This is a genomic window from Paeniglutamicibacter sulfureus (assembly GCF_030512175.1).
Taxonomy (GTDB): Bacteria; Actinomycetota; Actinomycetes; order Actinomycetales; family Micrococcaceae; genus Paeniglutamicibacter; species Paeniglutamicibacter sulfureus.
The window spans coordinates 1,957,251-1,975,166 of the sequence record NZ_JAULBL010000002.1; the positions used below are offsets into that span (position 1 = coordinate 1,957,251).

Here is a 17,916-nt window from a genome sequence, read left to right on the forward strand (position 1 = left end):
GCACATGGACACCCTCGCATCCACCCGCGATATCGCGCTTACCGCCGCGGACCACGCCTTGGTCGCCGATGCCGCGCAGCAGGAATTGCTGGAGCTCGAACCCGGCCACGGACCGGTGTTGGTGTTGGGCGGACCCGGGACCGGGAAGACCACGACGCTGCTGCGAGTGCTCACGGCGCGGCTGGACACCGGGCTTGATCCGCAGCACGTGCTGGTGCTTTCCCCTACACGCTCCGCCGCGGCCACGCTCCGCGACGACCTCTCCGCCGGCACCGACAAGACGTTCTCCGAACCTGCCGTGCGCACCTGGTCTGCCTACGCGTTCGACCTGATCCGCAGGGCCCGGCTGGATGGGCTGCTGCCGGCATTGCAACGGCCACCCCGGCTGCTTTCGGGACCCGAGCAGGACACCTTGATCGGACACCTGCTCGGGGGCCATGCCCTGGGAATCACGCCAGGGCCGGAGTGGCCCGAATCCCTGGGTGAAGCCATCGGCACCCGGGGCTTCCGCAAGGAGCTGCGTGAACTCTTCGACAGGATTTCCGAGCACGGGCTCGAAGCCGGGGCCCTGCAGGACCTTGGCGAGTCCCTGGGCCGCCCCGAATGGATCGCCGCCGCCCAGTTCTACCAGGAATACCGCGACCTCTTGGACTTGGGCAGTGCCGAGGCCTTCGACCCGGCCGGACTGCTGGCTGCCGCCGCCGGCATCCTGGAATACAACCCGGAGTTCCTGGCCGCCGAGCATGAACGCCTGCACCTGGTGATGGTCGATGACCTGCAGGAAGCCAACCCGGCGCAGCATCGCCTGCTGTCGCTACTGGCCCGCGGGCGCGACTTGGTGGCCTTTGCCGCACCAGACAATGTCGTGCAGGGATTCCGTGGCGCACGCCCGGACATGCTGGGCGAATTCGGTGCCCGCCTGGGTACCGAAAACTATCCGGCGCGCACGATCGAGCTGACGACTTCCTATCGCCTGAACGAGGAGCTCGCGTTCGCCTGGGGCCGAGTGGCCAGACGGATTCCCGTCGCGGCCGGCGGCGCCGGGAGGATCCTTGATGTGCCCGAGGACGGGAACACGGATCACTCCTCCGCAAGCCAAGTGGCCGAAGCCGGAGCGCGAGGCGTGTCGGACAGCGAACCCGACTCGCCGGAGGTGCCCGCCCCGGGCAACCTCGAGGTGCTGCTGGTGGACTCGCCCATCCACGAACAGCGCCTCGTCGCCCAGCGGCTGCTGGAAGAACACCTGATCCACCACCGGCCGTTGGACACCATGGCGGTGATCCTTCGCAACGGGTCACAGGTCCGCTCCATGGCCAAGTACCTGGCCGGGACCGGCATCGCGGTGAACACCCCGCCCGCGGAAACCCCGCTGCGCGAGGAACCCGCGGTGCGTCCGCTGCTGGACTTGATGCAACTGGCACTGGCACCGGAGGCGCCGCAGGATCCGTTGTTGCTACAGGAACTCTTGATGTCCCGCTACGCCAACGCCTCGGCACTGGACGTGCGGCGGTTGCGCCAAGGACTGCGCCGCCACGAGGTCGCGGCCGGAGGCAACCGCTCCAGCGCCGAACTGCTCACCGGGATGCTGGACCAGCTGGAGCTGCTCGAGACCATGGGCCGCGAGGCAGCAGGGGCCAGGCGCCTGGCCAGGATGTACCAGGCGCTCCGCACCGAACTGGCGAGCAACGACGTCAACGCCGAGACCGCTCTCTGGTCGTTGTGGGCGGCAAGCGGCATGGCCCAGAAATGGACCGATGCTGCGCTGGCCGGCGGCATCCTGGGAACGCGTGCCGACCACGACCTCGATGCCATGCTGGCCATCTTCCAATCCGCCGAACGCTTCGTTGACCAGCTGCCCGGTTCCTCCGTGGCGCAGTTCGTGGAGCACGTGCTGGGCCAGGAGCTGCCCATGGACACCCTGGCCAACAGGGGCGGGTCCGCCGCCTCCGTCCAGGTTCTCACCACTGCGGCGGCCGCCGGGCGCGAATGGGACCTGGTGCTGGTGCCGGGCATGCAGGAAGGCATCTGGCCCAACACCAAGCTCCGCGGCGAGCTGCTGGGCGGGGGAGCGCTCAGCGACGTGATCGAACACGGCCCGCAGATTCTCCCCGTCCGCAATGTCGCCTCCCTCATCCGCGAGACCCGCGCCGACGAACTGCGCACCTTCGCCAATGCGATCTCGCGCGCAAAGTCCAAGGTCCTGGCCATCGCCGTGGCCTCCGAGGACACCGCGCCCTCGTCCTTCCTGGACATCGTGGACCCCGACGGGGCGATCCAGGGCCGCCGGACGATCTTCGTCCCGCGACCCCGGACCCTCGGCGCCCTGGTGGCGGAGCTGCGCCAGGCCGCCGAAGCCACGGCCCTGGACGAAGCCAGGGCGCCGCTGCACCACGACGCCACCACCGTGCTTGGAACCCTGGTCGCCGCACCGCACCCGGTCCGCGGGGCGCATCCCGCCGGCTGGTGGGGACTGGCCGAATCAACCTCCAGCGGACCCGTGGTCCCGCCCGGTGACCCGGTCAAGGTTTCCCCCTCGAAGGTCGAGGCCGTGATGAACTCACCGCTCAACTGGTTCGTCCAGGCAGCCGGGGGAGAGGCAGCAACCGACTTTGCCCGCTCGCTGGGCACCCTGGTGCACTCCATCGCCGAGGAACACCCCGAGGCCAGCGGAGGCGAATACCTGCGAGTGCTCGAGGAGCGCTGGGGCGAACTGGAAATGCCGGGGAACTGGGAAGGCGCCCGGGACAGGGAACGCGCCGAATCGATGCTCAAGAAGCTGGCACAGTACAACGTCATGATGCGCACGGAAAACCGGCGACTCATCGGCCGGGAGATCCCCTTCGAAGTCACGATCCCCGCACCTCCCGCCATCGAGGCTCCTGCCACCGACACTTCGACGCCGGCCGATCCCAGCGCACCGCGCGCGGCCTTGCTGCGCGGGGTCGTGGACCGCGTGGAGGCCGACGCGGACGGCAACCCGTGGGTCGTTGACCTGAAGACCGGTAAATCCCAGCCCAGCGGCAAGGACGTGGAAAAACATCCGCAGCTTGGCGCCTACCAGGCCGCCGTCATCAACGGTGCGCTGGACGGGAAGACCGCCGAGGAACTCACGCGCGTTCCGGCCGGTGCGTCGCTGGTGCAATTGGGAACCGGCACCAAGTCCCCGCGTGAACAGGCCCAGCCCGCCATCACCGACGAGGACTGGGCCACCCCGATGGTTTTGTCCGCTGCCCAGTTGATGGGGGATGCAGACTTCCTCTCCCGCCACGACCCGGCCCGCGGAGGACGCAGCGGCAGCAACTGCCGGTTGCCGGGAATTTGTCCATTGTGTTCTGAAGGAAGGCAGGTCACCGAGCCGTGAGCCGCACCGAAGCAGCAACGTCGCCGGCCGATGAGCTGGCCGGATTCGACTCGCCCGCCACGGATCAACGGGTGTATTCGCCCGAGGAGCTGGCCGATATCCTGGGCCAGCACCAGCCCACCCCCGAGCAGTCTGCGATCATCTCCTCCCCGCTGGAGCCGCTGCTGGTCATCGCCGGCGCCGGGTCGGGCAAGACCGCCACGATGGCCGACCGGGTCATTTGGCTGGTGGCCAACAACAAGGTGCGTCCCGAGGAAATCCTCGGCGTGACCTTCACCCGCAAAGCCGCCGGTGAGCTGGCCCAGCGCATCCGCGGGCAGCTGGAGAAGCTGGCCCGTTCCGGGTTGCTGGAGCTCGAGGACGAGGGCCTGCTGGATCCTTCGGTGTCCACCTACCATTCCTACGCCAACACGCTGGTGAAGGAACACGGTCTGCGCATCGGCGTCGAGTCCGACACCGCGCTTTTGGGCACCGCACAGGCCTGGCAGGTTGCCGCGGCAGTGGTCGAGGGGTACACCGGGGACTACGAGCACCTGGCTTCGTCCAAGAACACGCTCATCGACGCCGTGGTGACCTTCGCCGGGGAATGCGCGGAGCACCTGGTGTCCCCGGTGGACGCCAAGGAATGGATCGATACGCTGGTCGGGCGGCTCGAGGCGCTGCCCTACCGCGTCGACAAGCCCGCAGCACCCTCCCAGGAGGCCCGCAAGCTGCTGGACAAGCTGCGCACCCGTTCCACCATCGCCGAACTGGCAGTTGGATACGCGCAGGCCAAGGCTGCCCGCGGAGCCCTCGACTACGGCGACCTGGTGGCGCTGGCCGCCCGCATCGCCAGGGAAATCCCCGAGGCCGCGCACAGTGAACGAGCGCGCTTCAAGGTGGTGCTGCTCGACGAGTTCCAGGACACCTCGCACGCCCAGATGGTGCTCTTCTCCTGCATCTTCGGCGACGGGCACGCGCTGACCGCGGTGGGGGATCCCAACCAGTCCATCTACGGCTTCCGCGGAGCCTCGGCCGGGCAGCTCTTCCGTTTCCCCACGGAATTCCCCGCCCGTACCCACGGCTCAGGCGTGGACGGGGGCGAGGGACTGCGCCCCGCCTCGGTGGCGTATCTAAGCACCGCCTGGCGCAACTCGGTCAATGTCCTCCAGGCAGCCAACGCTGTTTCCGCGAAGCTGAACTCGGTAGCACCATCCGGGATTTCGGTGCCGTCTCTCAAGCCCAGCGCCTTTGCCGGAACAGGAAAGGTGGAACTGGCCCGCTACGCCACCGGGTCCCAGGAGGCGGCAGCACTGGCCCGGCGCTTCGTCGCCGAGCGCAATTCCTTCTTCGCCGAGAACGGGCGCAGCCCGTCCATGGCGGTGCTCTGCCGCACCCGCTCGCAGCTGACCCCCATTTCCCGCGGTTTGGAGGACGCCGGGATCCCGTACGAGATCCTGGGCCTCGGCGGGCTGCTGAGCATGCCCGAGGTCACCGACATCGTCGCGACGCTCAACGTGCTGGTTGACCCCAACCGTTCGGACCACCTGGTGCGGCTGCTGGCCGGGGCGCGCTGGCGCATCGGTCCTGCCGACCTGATGGCCTTTGCCGACTGGTCGCGCTTCCTGGCCAGGCGCCGCGAGTTTGCGCTGAAGGACGGCAGACCGGAGAACCTTGACGCGCCCGAAAGCGCCGAGGAAGTCACCCGCGGGGAGGCCAGGGCTGAATTGAACGACGCCGCGAGCCTGATCGAAGCCCTGGACCACCTGCCGCACCCGGACTGGGTCTCCGGCGACGGTCGCGCCCTGACTCCCGAGGCCCTGGCCCGGTTGCGCACGCTGCGCGACGAGTTGCGTTACCTGCGCGGCTTTATCGACGACGACCTCGAGGCGCTGCTGCGCGAGACCGAACGGGCCATGGGGCTGGACATCGAGGTGGCGGCGAAGCCCGGGGTCGGCATCCACGAGGCCCGGCGCCACCTTGACGCCTTCGCCGACATTGCCCAGGACTACGCCAGCACCTCTGCACGCGTCGACCTTGCGGGATTCCTGACCTGGCTGGAGGCAGCCGCCGAAAAGGAGGGCGGGCTGGCGATCGTGCCCGGTGAATCGAATCCGGACGCGGTGCAGCTGCTGACCATCCACGCATCCAAGGGCCTGGAATGGGACGTGGTTGCTGTGACGGGGATGAACGATGGCGTGTTCCCCAGTGCCAACGATTCGCGCTGGACCAGCGGGGACGCGGCACTGCCGTGGCCATTGCGCGGGGACAAGCGCGACCTGCCGCAGTGGGACACCGACCAGGAGTGCCTCTTCGATGTGGTCAAGGCCGAGGGGATGTTCAAGTCGGAGGTGCTGGCCCACGCCGAACTGGAGGAACGGCGCCTGGCCTACGTTGCGCTGACCCGGGCCAAGTCCTTGCTGATCTGTTCGGCCACCGCGTGGACCGGCACGCGCACCAAGCTCACCGAGCCCTCCGGTTTCCTCCTGGACATGCTGCCGCTCGTCGATCCGCCGAACCCCACGGCCGCATCCACGACGTGGGTGGCGGACGAAGACGCGCCGGAGGCCAATCCGTTCCGCGAGGCGCCGCTGGAGGCCAGATGGCCGTACGATCCGTTGGAAGGACCGATCGTTACAGGCGGCGGGATGCAACGCCCCCGGCCACCGGGACGCCGCGCCAAGCTGGAAGCCTCGGCCACGGCAGTGCTCCAGGCCGCCCGACACGCTTCCGACGGCACCGTGGCGCCGGCCGATCCGTCAGCCGAATCCAAGGATGGTGAAGGCTTCCCCGCGCAGCAAGGGACCTGGCAGACCCCCACTGGCGAGAGCTGGTTCAAGGAAGCCGAGCTCTTGCTGGCCCGGAAGGCACAGGAAGCAGCCGAAGAACGGACCACGGTGATACCGAAGCACGTGCGTGCCTCCGTCTTCGTGGACCTGGCCACCGACGCCTCAGCGGTGCTGGCCGAGCTGCGCCGTCCCGTGCCACGCCGCCCGGGTACCGCTGCCCGCCGCGGCACCGCGTTCCACGCCTGGCTGGAGGAGTACTTCGACTCCACCGGGATGCTGGAACTGGGTGACTACATGGAAGCCGCCGACGCGTACATCGACGACGCGCTTGACCTGGAGGACATGAAGAACGCCTTCCTGGACTCCGAATGGGCCAACCGACAGCCGGCATTCGTGGAGGCAGCCATCGAGACGCGCATCGGCCCGGTGTCGGTGCGTGGCCGCATTGATGCGATCTTCCAGGAACCCGACGGGGCCTGGCTGCTGGTGGACTGGAAGACCGGGAGGGTGCCGCGCGGCGAGGAGCTGCGGATCAAGGCCCTGCAGCTGGCGGTGTACCGGCTGGGCTGGGCGCGGCTGCGTGGCATTGACGTGTCCGAGGTCCGTGCGGCGTTCTACTACGTGGGTTCCGGCACCACCATCCGGCCGCACGACCTGGCGAATGAAGCCGAACTCGAGAGCCTGATCAGCAATTCAATGAGAGCGCTGAACGGCTGATTGCCGACCCTTCGTGGGGCAAACGCAAGAGGCGGCTACGGTCGGAAACGATCCGATCGTCCCCGCCCGTTGGCGTTGCGACTTAGCCTTGATCCACCGATGAGATTTGGGACCTGCCCGGCGTTTTAACCACGAAATGCCCGTCATATCAGGGAAAATTGAACTTGCGACAGTAACAACATTCCTGAAATGAAGGGCATCTCGTAGATGCAAGTTTCCCACAAACCCTCCGCCGTGTCAGTTTCCTTCGACGAATCGAACCTCGTGTCCGCCGCCGGGTTGCTGCCGGCCATGGTCCTGGCCCGGGACTCGGGCCTGCATGAACTGGCCGACCAGTGGCTCAGCGTGCCCACCGACAAAGGTGCCAACGCCGGGTTAAAGATTGCTTCTCTCGTGGCCGGGATGGTGGCCGGCGCCGACTCCATTGACGATATGGCCCTGTTGCGGCACGGGGCCATGAAAAAGGTCTTCACCGCCTGCTACGCCCCCTCCACCCTGGGGTCCTTCCTGCGCTCCTTCACCTTCGGGCACGTGCGCCAGCTCGATGCCGTGGCCTCCAGGTTCCTGGTGGGCCTGAACCGCAAGGCCCCGCTGCTGGGAAACCCCGGGGAGAACGAGTTCATCTTCCTTGACGTCGATGACACCATCATCGAGGTCCACGGATACCAGAAGCAGGGCTCGGGCTACGGATATTCCGGGGTGCGCGGGCTCAACGCCTTGCTGGCCACAGCATCCACGAAGGACGCGGTGCCGTTCATTGCCGCCCAACGCCTGCGCAAGGGCGCAGCCAACTCCGCCCGCGGAGCCAAGAAGTTCGTCACCGAGGCACTGGGCACGCTCACACGTTGCCAGCCCGGATCGAAGGTGTTGTGCCGTTTCGACTCGGCCTACTACGGCCACGGGCCGGTATCGGCGGCCATGAAGGCGGGCGCGCAGGTCTCGGTGACGGTGCGCATGGACCCGGCCGTGAAGCGGGCGATCGCCACGATCCCGGAGACTGCCTGGGAGACCATCCACTACACCGATGCGATCCTTGACGAATCCACCGGGGTCTTGGTCTCCAGCGCCGAGGTCGCCGAAACCGGCTTCACCGCGTTCACCTCCCGCAAGAAAGCCGAACGGGTTCCCGGGCGCCTGGTCGTGCGCCGGATCCCGGAACTGAACCCGAAGAAGGCCGCCGGGCAAGGCACCCTCTTTGACACCCACCGTTTCCACGCGTTCTTCACCACCGTGGATTCCGGCGTCCTGGACACTGTCGCTGCGGACAAGACCCACCGCCAACACGCGGTCATCGAGCAGGTCAACGCGGATTTGAAGGACAGCGCACTGGCCCATATGCCCTCCGGGCACTTCGGCGCCAATAGTGCATGGCTGGTGGCCGCGGCCATCGCCTACAACCTCACCCGCGCCGCCGGGATCCTGGCCGGCGGCACCTTCGCCAACGCCAGGAGCGCAACGGTCCGGCGCAAGCTCATCCAGGTTCCGGCGCGCATCGCGCGCAGCGCCAGGAAAACCAGGCTCCGGCTTCCGCTGGATTGGCCCTGGGAAACCGAGTGGGAACGGCTCTTCACTTCCGCGCACGCCCCACCCCAAATCGCCTAGAACCGTTCACCGAGCCCTCTGCGGCGCAACCAGGAAACCACCGTGGAACACCCGCCGACAGCGAGGCCGGCACCCTTCCCGTGCCCAAAAACGAAACCGCCCCCGTCCGTCGCCAGCAGACGACGACCGGGGGCGGATCGGTGGATCAAGGCTTAGAGGCCCGGGACGCTGACCACATCGGACTTGGCCGGAGTCTCGTGCGGCTTGACGGCATTCCACTCGCTGAAGGTCATGAATCCGGTGCCGTCGCTTGCGGATCCGGTTGATTCAATCTTCAGCAGGTGGGGTTCGCCCTCGGCGGCGATCCAGAAAATGGTGTCGCTGCCGGTGTACTTGAAGGCCTTGGCGCCGTTGAGGTCGTCGAGGGACTTCTTGTTAATCTTTGGGGCTTCCATCGTTCCGAGTTCATCGGTGTCCATCGATGCAAGGAAGGAACCCACCGTGAAGTCCCCGAACTGGTCGGCGTTCTTCGTTGAAATCCACTTGTCCGCTGCGACTGAATTGAGCTTCTTCGCGGCCTCGGCCCCTGCTGTTTGGGTCAGAAATGCCTTGTTGGGCTTCATGTACGAGACGTTGTCGACGGTCAGTAGTTCGATGGAGGCGTCGTCCTGGTTCATTTTCATCAGGGAATTGGTCCCGTCGACGGTGCCCGAAAGCTCGAAATTGCCTTTCTCGGATCCGTTGGCGATGTCACCGATGACGGTTGCCGAGGTGGCCTTCTTAATTGCGGCGGACGTCTTGGGGAAGATTTCCTTGGCCTCCGGCACCACGATTTCCGCTTCCACGGGGCCGGCCTCGGATCCGGCAGTCGTCGCACCGGCGGGCTGTTCCACGGCGGCCGAACATCCGGTCAGGGCCAGCAATACCCCGGCGGTTGCTGAGAGCAGCATGGTGCTGTTCTTGAAATTTTTCATAGGTTTGTCCCCGCTATGCATAGGAAGTTGGAAGTCGCTCACCGACGTCAGGAAGAGCAAACCTGACTCTATCAAGTGGACTTAATATGAAGCGATCCGTAACAGGAGGTTCGTCAACACAGATGCCTCCCTGCTATTTAGGGTGGGCAGGCTGGACGGGGATCGCGGTGGTGTCGCTCCCTGCGGAATCCTTTTCCCTACCGTTCGGGGTCTGCTCTCCGGACGTCAAGGTGCCATCTTCGGTGACGTTCGCCTTCGACGTGTTCACGGGGGCTTCAGCCGAAGTGGCGGATTCGTTGGTATCCGCCGTATCCTTCTCGTCCTTTGTTTCCTTGGCGTCGGTGTCCTGGCCCGGCGCTGTGTCCGGGGAGGACGAGGCCTTGGATTGCTTGTCCGTCGATCCCGGCTCGGAGTCGCCCCTCGACTCCGAGCCGGTCTTAGGGGAGCTGGCAGGTTTTGGCGGGGCAGCGGCCGGGACCGGCGGTACGGCAGGTGGCGTCGGTACGGCGCTCACGGGGGAGGGCACGATCCTAAGGGCCGACGTTTCCGGCTCGGCAGGACTCGATGAGTTATCCGCATCGGGCCCGGCATCGTCCACTGGCGCGATGCCGGATACGGTGACTTTCTTGGCGACGGGCAACTTTTCGGCGACGCTGACGGGTTCGGGCTGTTCGTCGGTCGCTACGGCGCGCGCTGCACGCGGGGGCTCGACCACGGAGATCGGCTGCCCGCCATACTCGGCAATATCCGAATCGAGTTCCTCGAGCATGATTTTTGCCTCGGCTATGCGCTCGGCGTCGCCGCCGGCAATTGCCTTGACCAGCCACTGGGCCAGCGCAAACTCGGCTGCCAGTGCGGCACGACGCATGATGTGTGGATCGGCGCGGTCCCCGCGCACTGCAACGTAGCTTTCGAAGGCTGCCTCGGCGAAGGACTGCTCGTGCACGGCCGCGAGCCAGGCGAAGTCGTCGGCCGGATCCCCGACCTGCAGGTCGGTCCACCCGGTGACGGCAACGACCTTGGCGTCCTGGACCAGCAACTGGTCCTCGTGCAGGTCCCCGTGGATGACGGTTGCGTTGAAGCGCCACAGGGCCACGTCTTCCAGCGCGTGTTCCCAACGGCGCAAGAGCCGCGAGGGGATCATGCCGGTGGTCGCCGCGGCGTCGAGCTCGTTCAGGCGGCGCTGGCGAACCTGCTCAGCCGTGTAAGAGGGCAAGTCCGCCCGGGCAATTGCGGAAGAGGGCATCGAGTGGATGGCTGCCATGACCGACCCCAGGTCGCGGGCGCAGCGTGAGCCCTGGGACACCAGGTCCTCGAGGGAGTACTGCTTGCCGGGAACGTGGTTGTACACGAAGGTCCGCAGCGGGCCCTGTCGCACGGTTCCGGCGACGGAGGGCAGCTGGAAGGGCAGCGAGGCGCGAATGCCGGCGGAAAAGGCGCGCAGGGCGGCCAATTCCGTTTCGAGGCGCATGCTGGCTTCCTCGTGGCGCGGGGAGCGCACGCGCCACCGGTTCTTGGCGGCATCGACAATGAGCACCGAGTCGAAATCGTTGCCGTCGTCCGGCAGCGATGCCACGCCCGTGGGCGCCAAGCCGGGGACCGCGGCGGTGGCGATGGCAGCGAGTTCCATGGGAGAGCGTTTCACATCCTCCACCGTAGACCGCAAGCCGTGCCCGCGTCCTGCGGTGCGGCGGCGAGTCGCATGTTTTGCGTTCAACTCCTTCCGGTTGCTCCTCGCGGGGAGGTCGGAGGGACGGTGCCCCGCGCCACGGGAAGGTGCGCCGATGGCCACAACCGGTGCCCTGAAGTAGGCGTTGGGCCGCAACTCTCAGTACGGTTGGTGCTATGAGCGATACCGTGCAGAACCCTGTGACCAGCTTCCCGGCGCTAGGAGCCCTGCCCTTGGCGCGTGCCACCACCGACCGCGGTTGCGAGCGGCGCACCGACGAGGGCTGGCTCGATGTCCTGCGCGCTGATCCCGCAACCCGCCACCTGGTGCTGGTTGGCGGTCGTGCCAGGGTGCTCGATGGTGAATTGGTGTTGATTGAGCTGGCCGCGGTGCCGGCCGGCGGCACGGAGATCTACCTGGGTTTTGACGGCACTTCCGAAATCGTGCTGCATTCCTTCCACGATGCCCCTGTCACGTCCGACGGCCAGCCGTCGGCCGGTTCCACGGATCCGGAGCAGTGGCTGGGGCTGCGCGACGTCGCCGCCGGACTCGGTGCCCGCGACGCGGGGCTCTTCGTCGAGGCCGTCGCCATCGCCAATTGGAACCACGCGGTGAACTTCTGCCCGCGTTGCGGCGGCAAGCTGGACCTGCGCGCCTCGGGCTGGGTCAAGCACTGCCCGGCCGAGGACCTGGAGCATTTCCCGCGCACCGACCCTGCGGTCATTGTCGCCATCACCGACGAGGATGACAGGTTGCTGCTGGGTGCCAACAAGGCATGGGGCGGGACGCGCTTCTCGACCCTGGCCGGATTCGTGGAGCCGGGCGAGTCCCTGGAATCCGCCGTCATCCGCGAGGTCGCCGAGGAATCGGGGGTCGTGGTGCGCAACCCGCGCTACATGGGCTCGCAGCCCTGGCCGTTCCCGCGCTCGCTGATGCTCGGCTTCACCGCCACCGCCGTTGGCACCGAGCTGGTCCCCGACGGGGAGGAGATCATCGACCTGCGCTGGTTCACCCGCGAGGAACTTGCCGAGGCCGTCCGCTCCGGCTCCATCGGAGTTCCCACCGGAACCTCCATCGCCAGTGCCCTGGTCGAACACTGGTACGGCGGCGTGCTGCCCGAACCCGAACGGCTGGCAAACTAGAACATGACGGAGACGACCGACATGGGGGCCCTGGAAGAACGCATCCTCGCCGGGCTGGACGAGGAACAGCGACAGGTTGCCACCACCCTGCGCGGGCCGTTGTGCGTGCTGGCCGGCGCCGGAACCGGCAAGACCCGCGCCATCACCCACCGCATCGCCTATGGCGTGCACACCGGGGTGTACAAGCCCTCCTCCTTGCTCGCGGTGACCTTTACCGCCCGCGCCGCCGCCGAAATGCGCTCGCGCCTGCGGGAGCTGGGGGCCGGGGCCGTGCAGACCCGCACCTTCCACGCCGCTGCCCTGCGCCAGCTGCAATACTTCTGGCCGCAGTCCATTGGCGGGCAGCTGCCGTCCATCGTCGACTACAAGGCGCCGTTGATCACCGAGGCCGCCCGCCGGCTGCGCACCACCGCGGACCGTGCGACGGTTCGGGACCTGGCCAGCGAGATCGAGTGGGCCAAGGTCTCGATGCTCACCCCCGAGTCCTACGTGGCAGCCGCCGCGGACCGCGGGCAGCCCGGCGGGCTGGATCCGATCACCGTTTCGCGGATCTTCCAGGCCTATGAGGACGTCAAGACCGATAGGCAGTTCATCGACTTCGAGGACGTCCTGCTGTTGACCGTGGCGATCCTGGAGGACGACGAACGGGTCGCCGCCTCGGTACGCGGACAATACCGGCACTTCGTGGTCGACGAGTACCAGGACGTTTCCCCGCTGCAGCAACGGCTGCTGGACTTGTGGCTCGGCGGGCGCGACGAACTCTGCGTGGTGGGGGATGCGTCCCAGACCATCTACTCCTTCACCGGCGCCACCCCGCGCCACCTGCTGGATTTCACCGCCACCTATGAGCAGGCCCCGGTGGTGAAGCTGGTGCGCGACTACCGCTCCACCCCGCAGGTGGTGCACCTTGCCAACCGCGTGCTTGCCGCCCGCCGCCCCGAACCCGGGGTCCCGGACCGTGACATCAACTGGCCCACCCCGCTGGAACTCATCGCCCAGCGCGAGAACGGGCCCGAGCCCACCTTCTTCGAGGCCAAGGACGATGAGGCCGAGGCCTCGGAGATCGCCCAGCGCGTCAAGAAACTTATTGCCGAGGGCACCCCCGCGTCCGAAATCGCGATTCTCTTCCGCACCAACGGGCAGTCCGCCGCCTACGAGCAGGCGCTGGCCTCGGCCGGTGTGGGCTACCTGTTGCGCGGCGGGGAACGCTTCTTCGCCAGGCGCGAGGTGCGCGACGCGATGCTGCAATTGCGCTCCGCCGCCCGCCACGCCACCACCGAGGTCGACGGGGCAACCGTCCCGCAGCTGACCCGCGACATCCTGGTTTCGCTGGGCTACAGCGCCACGGCACCTGCCGCCTCCGGCGCAGTGCGCGAAAAGTGGGAGTCGCTTTCCGCCCTGGTGGCGCTCGCCGACGAGATGGCGGAGGCCCGAGCAGGTTCCGAGGTCCCGTTCACGCTGCACACCTTCGTGGCCGAGCTGGAGGAACGCGCAGCCAGCCAGCACGCCCCCACGGTGCAGGGGGTCACGCTGGCCTCGCTGCACGCGGCCAAGGGCCTGGAATGGGACGCGGTGTTCCTGGTCGGGCTCTCCGAGGGCCTGATGCCGATTTCCTTCGCCGACGACCAGGCCGGATACGACGAGGAACGGCGCCTGCTCTACGTGGGCATCACCCGCGCCCGCGTTCACCTTGGCCTGTCCTGGTCGCTGGCGCGCACCCCCGGAGGGCGGGCCAACCGCCGGCCCTCGCGCTTCCTGGACGGGTTGCGCCCGGCGGGAACCTCCCGCGTCGCCTCCGCGCCCAAGGCCGCCCGGCGCCGGAGCCCGGCGGGACCGCCGAAGTGCAGGGTCTGCGGGACACTGCTGACCAGCGCCACCGAACGCAAGCTGGGCCGCTGCGGCAATTGCCCGGCGGGGTACGACGAAGCGGTGTTCGATTCGCTGCGTGCCTGGCGGCTGCAGGTGGCCCAGGCCAACTCGCTTCCGGCCTTCGTGATCTTCACCGATGCCACGCTGATGGCCATTGCCGAGTCCAAACCCGACGGTCTTGCCGGCCTGGGCCAGGTGTCCGGCGTCGGCAAGGGCAAGCTGGAGCGCTACGGCGAGGCCGTGCTGGCCATCCTGGCCGGCGAGACAGTGGACTAGAAGCGAAGCTCAGGCCGCCAGCGGGTCCAGGCAGGTGCAGCGGGACCTGGCCCTGGCCGGCACGGAGGTGATGGAGCCGGTGGGAAGGTCGCAGACGGTCATGGATCCGGCCGCCGCCGGGATATTGATGCGGTCCAGGGCCATCAGCACCGCCATGGCCGCAAGGCCGGCGGCCACGGCGGCCAGCGAGGCCTCGGGGCGCAACGCCGGTGCCCGTGCGGCAGACTCCCGGGCGTCGAGCATCCGCAGCGTGGGGTCGCATTGTTCCCACGCGCATGCGGCGCACATGGTGAGCCCGTCGATGACCATCGGACCCAGGTGCATTCCCGAATCGGTGAACAGCACCGGCAGCATCGCGGCATCGACGGCCAGGGATTCCAGCGGCGGCAGCATGCCGCCTGCCATCACCACCGCCATGTCCAGGGCCGCTGCGTCGGGACTGCGACCGGCGGCATCCGCCACCACCAGGTGCGGGTATGTCGACTGCAGGGCCCGGGCCGTGGCACGGGCACGCGGGGCCCCCACGCCGGTGATGCCCGTGGTCCCTGCACCCAGGTCCCCGGCATCCAGCGGGGAACCGTCGCAGAGCATCAGGGACCCGACGCCGGCGCCGGCCAGGACATGGGCCAGCAGCTGGCCCATCCGCCCGCAGCCATAGAGAGCCACCTTGGCCTCGGCGCGGCGCCGCAGCACCGGGACGGCATCCATTTGGTATGCGGCTCCCCATTGCAGGACATCGGGCACCAGGCGCGCCCCAAGCCCGGATCCCGTGCCAAGCGCACCGACAGGTTCCGCTCCTTCCGCGAGCGGAGGCTGTGTGGGGGACTGGACCAACGCCGGGCCCAGCATCGCCAGGATCTCTGTCCGCCGCCGCTCATCAGGCAGGTCGGGCGCGGGGCCTGCAGGGCGCGGGCCGTGCTCGCAGAGGGAGAGCACAAAACGCTTTTCCGCCGGAGTGAGCCCGGTTATCCACCGTGCGCGCTGCCCGGTGCCAATCTGGATGACGCCCTCCACTAGGCTAAGTACCTGCAAGCCCGGGTTGATCCTCATGATGTTTCTCCTTGGGGGAACGGCGGCACCGGCACGATTCCCCGTCGCCGGCGCCCTGAATGAACCCATCGTGGCACCGGCCGCGGGGGACTCGCCGGCTATCCACACCCTGGAGCGGGAAAGTGCCCCGGCACCCGGGGGGACCGGGCATCGGCACAGGCAGCGGCACCACGCAGTGGCGGAAAGGACACCAACATGCGAACCCAACCATCGACCATCGAGTACGTGGACGAGAAGGGCACCCCCATCCGCGTGGTGCGCTCGGCCAAGCGCAAGAAGACCATCTCCGGGGCGTGGAAGCAGGACACCATGGTGGTCTCGGTGCCAGCTGGCCTGACCGAGCACGCCGAACGGCTTTTGGTGGCCGACATGGTGAAGAAGGTCATGCGCAAGGTCGCCCGCGGCTCCGCGACGGATCCGGACGCGCAGCTGGCGGCCCGGGCCCGGGAAATGGATGCCCAGCTCTTTGGCGGGCGTGCCGATCCATCCTCGGTGTCCTGGGTGTCAAACCAGAACCGGCGCTGGGGTTCGGCCAGCTTGAACAGCCGCCGGATCCGGCTCTCGGACCGGCTTCGCGCCATGCCCCAATGGGTACAGGACTACGTGCTGGCCCACGAACTCGCCCACCTGGTGGAACCGAGCGACGGCCACGGCCCGCGGTTCAAGGCGGCGCTTTCACGCTACCCACGGGTGCACGATGCCAACATCTTCCTCTCTGGGGTCAGCCACGGCTACCATGCAGCGGCCAAGCCCGGGGCCCATGCACCCGGTGACCTGCCTTTGGGCGGGGAGGATGACATCGACGACTTCGACGATCTTGACGGCGGGTTCGGGGAGTTCGGCCAAGCCGCCGGGTAGGACTGCCCGCTGCCGGACCCAAGCGGCTTCGGCATTCCGGGTGGCCATGACCTTTCAGCCGGTCAGTCCCAACCGCCAACGACAGGGGGTGCCCGCGCACATCGGCGCGGGCACCCCCCCTGTCGTTGGTCACATCTACTTGTCGCCGGGGCTCTCCGGTTCCGGACCCTTCTCGGCCCCGGCCCCGGTGTCGGTGGGGGAATCTGGCTTCCCGCCTTCCTCCGGGGTGTCCGAGGCATCGTCCTTGCCGGCCTCGGGTTCGTCGAAGCCGCCGGCCAGCAACTTGCTCAGCGCCGCATCGATGTCGTCCATGCTGGCCTCGGCCAGCTGGCGACGGGACGTGAATCCCTGCGGGTCCTTGAGATCCTCGTCGGTGGGCAGCAGGTCGGGGTGCGCCCAGATCCCGTCGCGTCCCTCCAGCCCGCGTTCCTCCAGCAGGTGCGCCCAGAGGGCAGCTGCCTCGCGCAGGCGGCGTGGGCGCAGTTCCAGGCCCACCAGGGAGGCGAAGGCGTTCTCTGCCGGCCCGCCGGCTGCCCGGCGGCGACGGATGGTCTCGCGCAGGCCGGGGGCGCCGGGCAGGTTCGCCGCGGCGGCGGCCACGACCTCGTCGACCCAGCCCTCGATCAATGCCAGCACCAGTTCGAGTTTGGCCAGCGCGGTTTCCTGGGCAGCGGTGCGCTTGGGCATGAACAGGCCTTCGCCCATCAGCGACTGAAAGGATTCGGGGTTCATCGGGTCGATGTCCCGCACTGCTTCCTCGATGCGAGACATGTCGATGTGGATGCCGCGGGCGTAGGACTCGACGGCGGAAATCACCGAGGAACGCAGCCACGGCACGCGGTTGAACAGGCGGGCGTGGGCGCATTCGCGCAGCGCGGCAAAGAGCAGGATTTCCTGCTCCGGGATCTCCAGGCCCTCGCCGAAGGCGGCGATGTTGGTGGGCACCAGGGCAGGTGCCGATCCGGCCAGCGGCAGCCCGATGTCGGTGGCGCCGAGCACGTCCTTGGCCAGGCCGCCGACGGCGGTGCCCAGCTGCATGCCGAACATGGTGCCGCCCAGTTGCTGCAGCATGCCCTGTGCCCCACCCATCATCGGGCGCATCTGCTCGGGGATCTGCTCGCCCAACGCTGCAGTGATGGCCTTGCCCACGCTCAGTGCGACGGGTTCGGTCAGCGACTTCCACACCGGCATGGTCTTTTCCACCCATTCGGCGCGGGAGAAGGCCCGGCATTCGCTGCCGTCGGCCTCGAACACGGTTGCGGCATCGAGCCACATCTCGGCCAGCCGGGCGGCGTTTGCCACGGCCGAGGCGCGGTTCGCGGAAATGGAGGGGTCGTTGGAAGCGATGGACTGGCGGGCGGCATCGGTGGCCATCTTCCAGTTCACCGGGCCGCCGTCGCCCTTGGCCATCGCTGCCATCATCGCCTGGGCCTGCGCCATCATCTGCGCCATGGCCTCGGGGTTGTCGGACAGGCCCATGGCCTCGCCCAGCCCCGCGGGAAGGTGCTTGGGGTCAAATCCGCCGGCGCCGCCAAAGAGAGAGCCGAACATCTCGGAGAACGGGTCCTTCGCGTTCTCGTCATCGTTTTCGGAGTCGTCGGGTCGGTTTGATGGGGGATTTTCAGCCATGGTTCAACGGTACCCCCGGGCCGCGGCATCAACACATGAACTGGAGTTGCAGTTCGCTGTG

At 67.8% G+C, this 17,916-nt stretch carries 10 protein-coding genes; 6 read left to right on the forward strand and 4 right to left on the reverse strand.

Features of this window, described 5'->3' with window-relative positions; all coding sequences use genetic code 11:
* Positions 1–4: 4 nt before the first annotated feature.
* From Q2T94_RS15685 to Q2T94_RS15695, 3 genes are all read left to right on the forward strand, one after another.
* Positions 5–3,361 carry an ATP-dependent helicase gene (locus Q2T94_RS15685; RefSeq protein WP_302265599.1) on the forward strand — a complete coding sequence of 1,119 codons (3,357 nt, stop codon included), beginning with the start codon at positions 5–7 and terminating at the stop codon, positions 3,359–3,361.
* Positions 3,358–6,846, forward strand: coding sequence for an ATP-dependent helicase (locus tag Q2T94_RS15690; RefSeq protein WP_302265602.1), 3,489 nt, complete (start codon positions 3,358–3,360; stop codon positions 6,844–6,846). The genes Q2T94_RS15685 and Q2T94_RS15690 overlap by 4 nt, the downstream gene beginning before the upstream one ends.
* A 207-nt stretch (positions 6,847–7,053) precedes the next feature.
* Positions 7,054–8,448 carry an IS1380 family transposase gene (locus tag Q2T94_RS15695; protein WP_302265605.1) on the forward strand — a complete coding sequence of 465 codons (1,395 nt, stop codon included), beginning with the start codon at positions 7,054–7,056 and terminating at the stop codon, positions 8,446–8,448.
* A gap of 152 nt (positions 8,449–8,600) precedes the next feature.
* Here the strand turns inward: Q2T94_RS15695 and Q2T94_RS15700 are convergent, their stop codons facing one another.
* Both Q2T94_RS15700 and Q2T94_RS15705 read right to left on the reverse strand, forming a co-directional pair.
* Positions 8,601–9,338, reverse strand: coding sequence for a hypothetical protein (locus tag Q2T94_RS15700; RefSeq protein ID WP_302265608.1), 738 nt, complete (start codon positions 9,336–9,338; stop codon positions 8,601–8,603).
* A gap of 157 nt (positions 9,339–9,495) precedes the next feature.
* A complete protein-coding gene (locus Q2T94_RS15705) occupies positions 9,496–11,007 on the reverse strand; it encodes a macrolide 2'-phosphotransferase (protein ID WP_302265611.1) in 1,512 nt (503 codons plus the stop codon).
* Between the two features lie 200 nt (positions 11,008–11,207).
* Here Q2T94_RS15705 and nudC point away from each other — a divergent pair, with 200 nt between their 5' ends.
* On the forward strand, positions 11,208–12,173 hold the full coding sequence (gene nudC / locus Q2T94_RS15710; protein WP_302265614.1) for an NAD(+) diphosphatase: 966 nt from the start codon (positions 11,208–11,210) through the stop codon (positions 12,171–12,173).
* Positions 12,174–12,176: 3 nt separating this feature from the next.
* A complete protein-coding gene (locus Q2T94_RS15715; protein ID WP_302265617.1) occupies positions 12,177–14,318 on the forward strand; it encodes an ATP-dependent DNA helicase UvrD2 in 2,142 nt (713 codons plus the stop codon).
* Between the two features lie 9 nt (positions 14,319–14,327).
* Here Q2T94_RS15715 and Q2T94_RS15720 read toward each other — a convergent pair whose 3' ends face one another.
* On the reverse strand, positions 14,328–15,368 hold the full coding sequence (locus tag Q2T94_RS15720; RefSeq protein WP_302265619.1) for a ThiF family adenylyltransferase: 1,041 nt from the start codon (positions 15,366–15,368) through the stop codon (positions 14,328–14,330).
* A gap of 195 nt (positions 15,369–15,563) precedes the next feature.
* On the opposite strand from Q2T94_RS15720, the gene Q2T94_RS15725 reads away from it, so the two are divergent.
* The gene (locus tag Q2T94_RS15725) at positions 15,564–16,226 is read left to right on the forward strand and encodes a M48 metallopeptidase family protein (protein WP_302265622.1); all 663 of its coding nucleotides are present in this window, start codon (positions 15,564–15,566) and stop codon (positions 16,224–16,226) included.
* Positions 16,227–16,361: 135 nt separating this feature from the next.
* Here the strand turns inward: Q2T94_RS15725 and Q2T94_RS15730 are convergent, their stop codons facing one another.
* The gene (locus Q2T94_RS15730; protein ID WP_302265625.1) at positions 16,362–17,855 is read right to left on the reverse strand and encodes a zinc-dependent metalloprotease; all 1,494 of its coding nucleotides are present in this window, start codon (positions 17,853–17,855) and stop codon (positions 16,362–16,364) included.
* Positions 17,856–17,916: the final 61 nt, after the last annotated feature.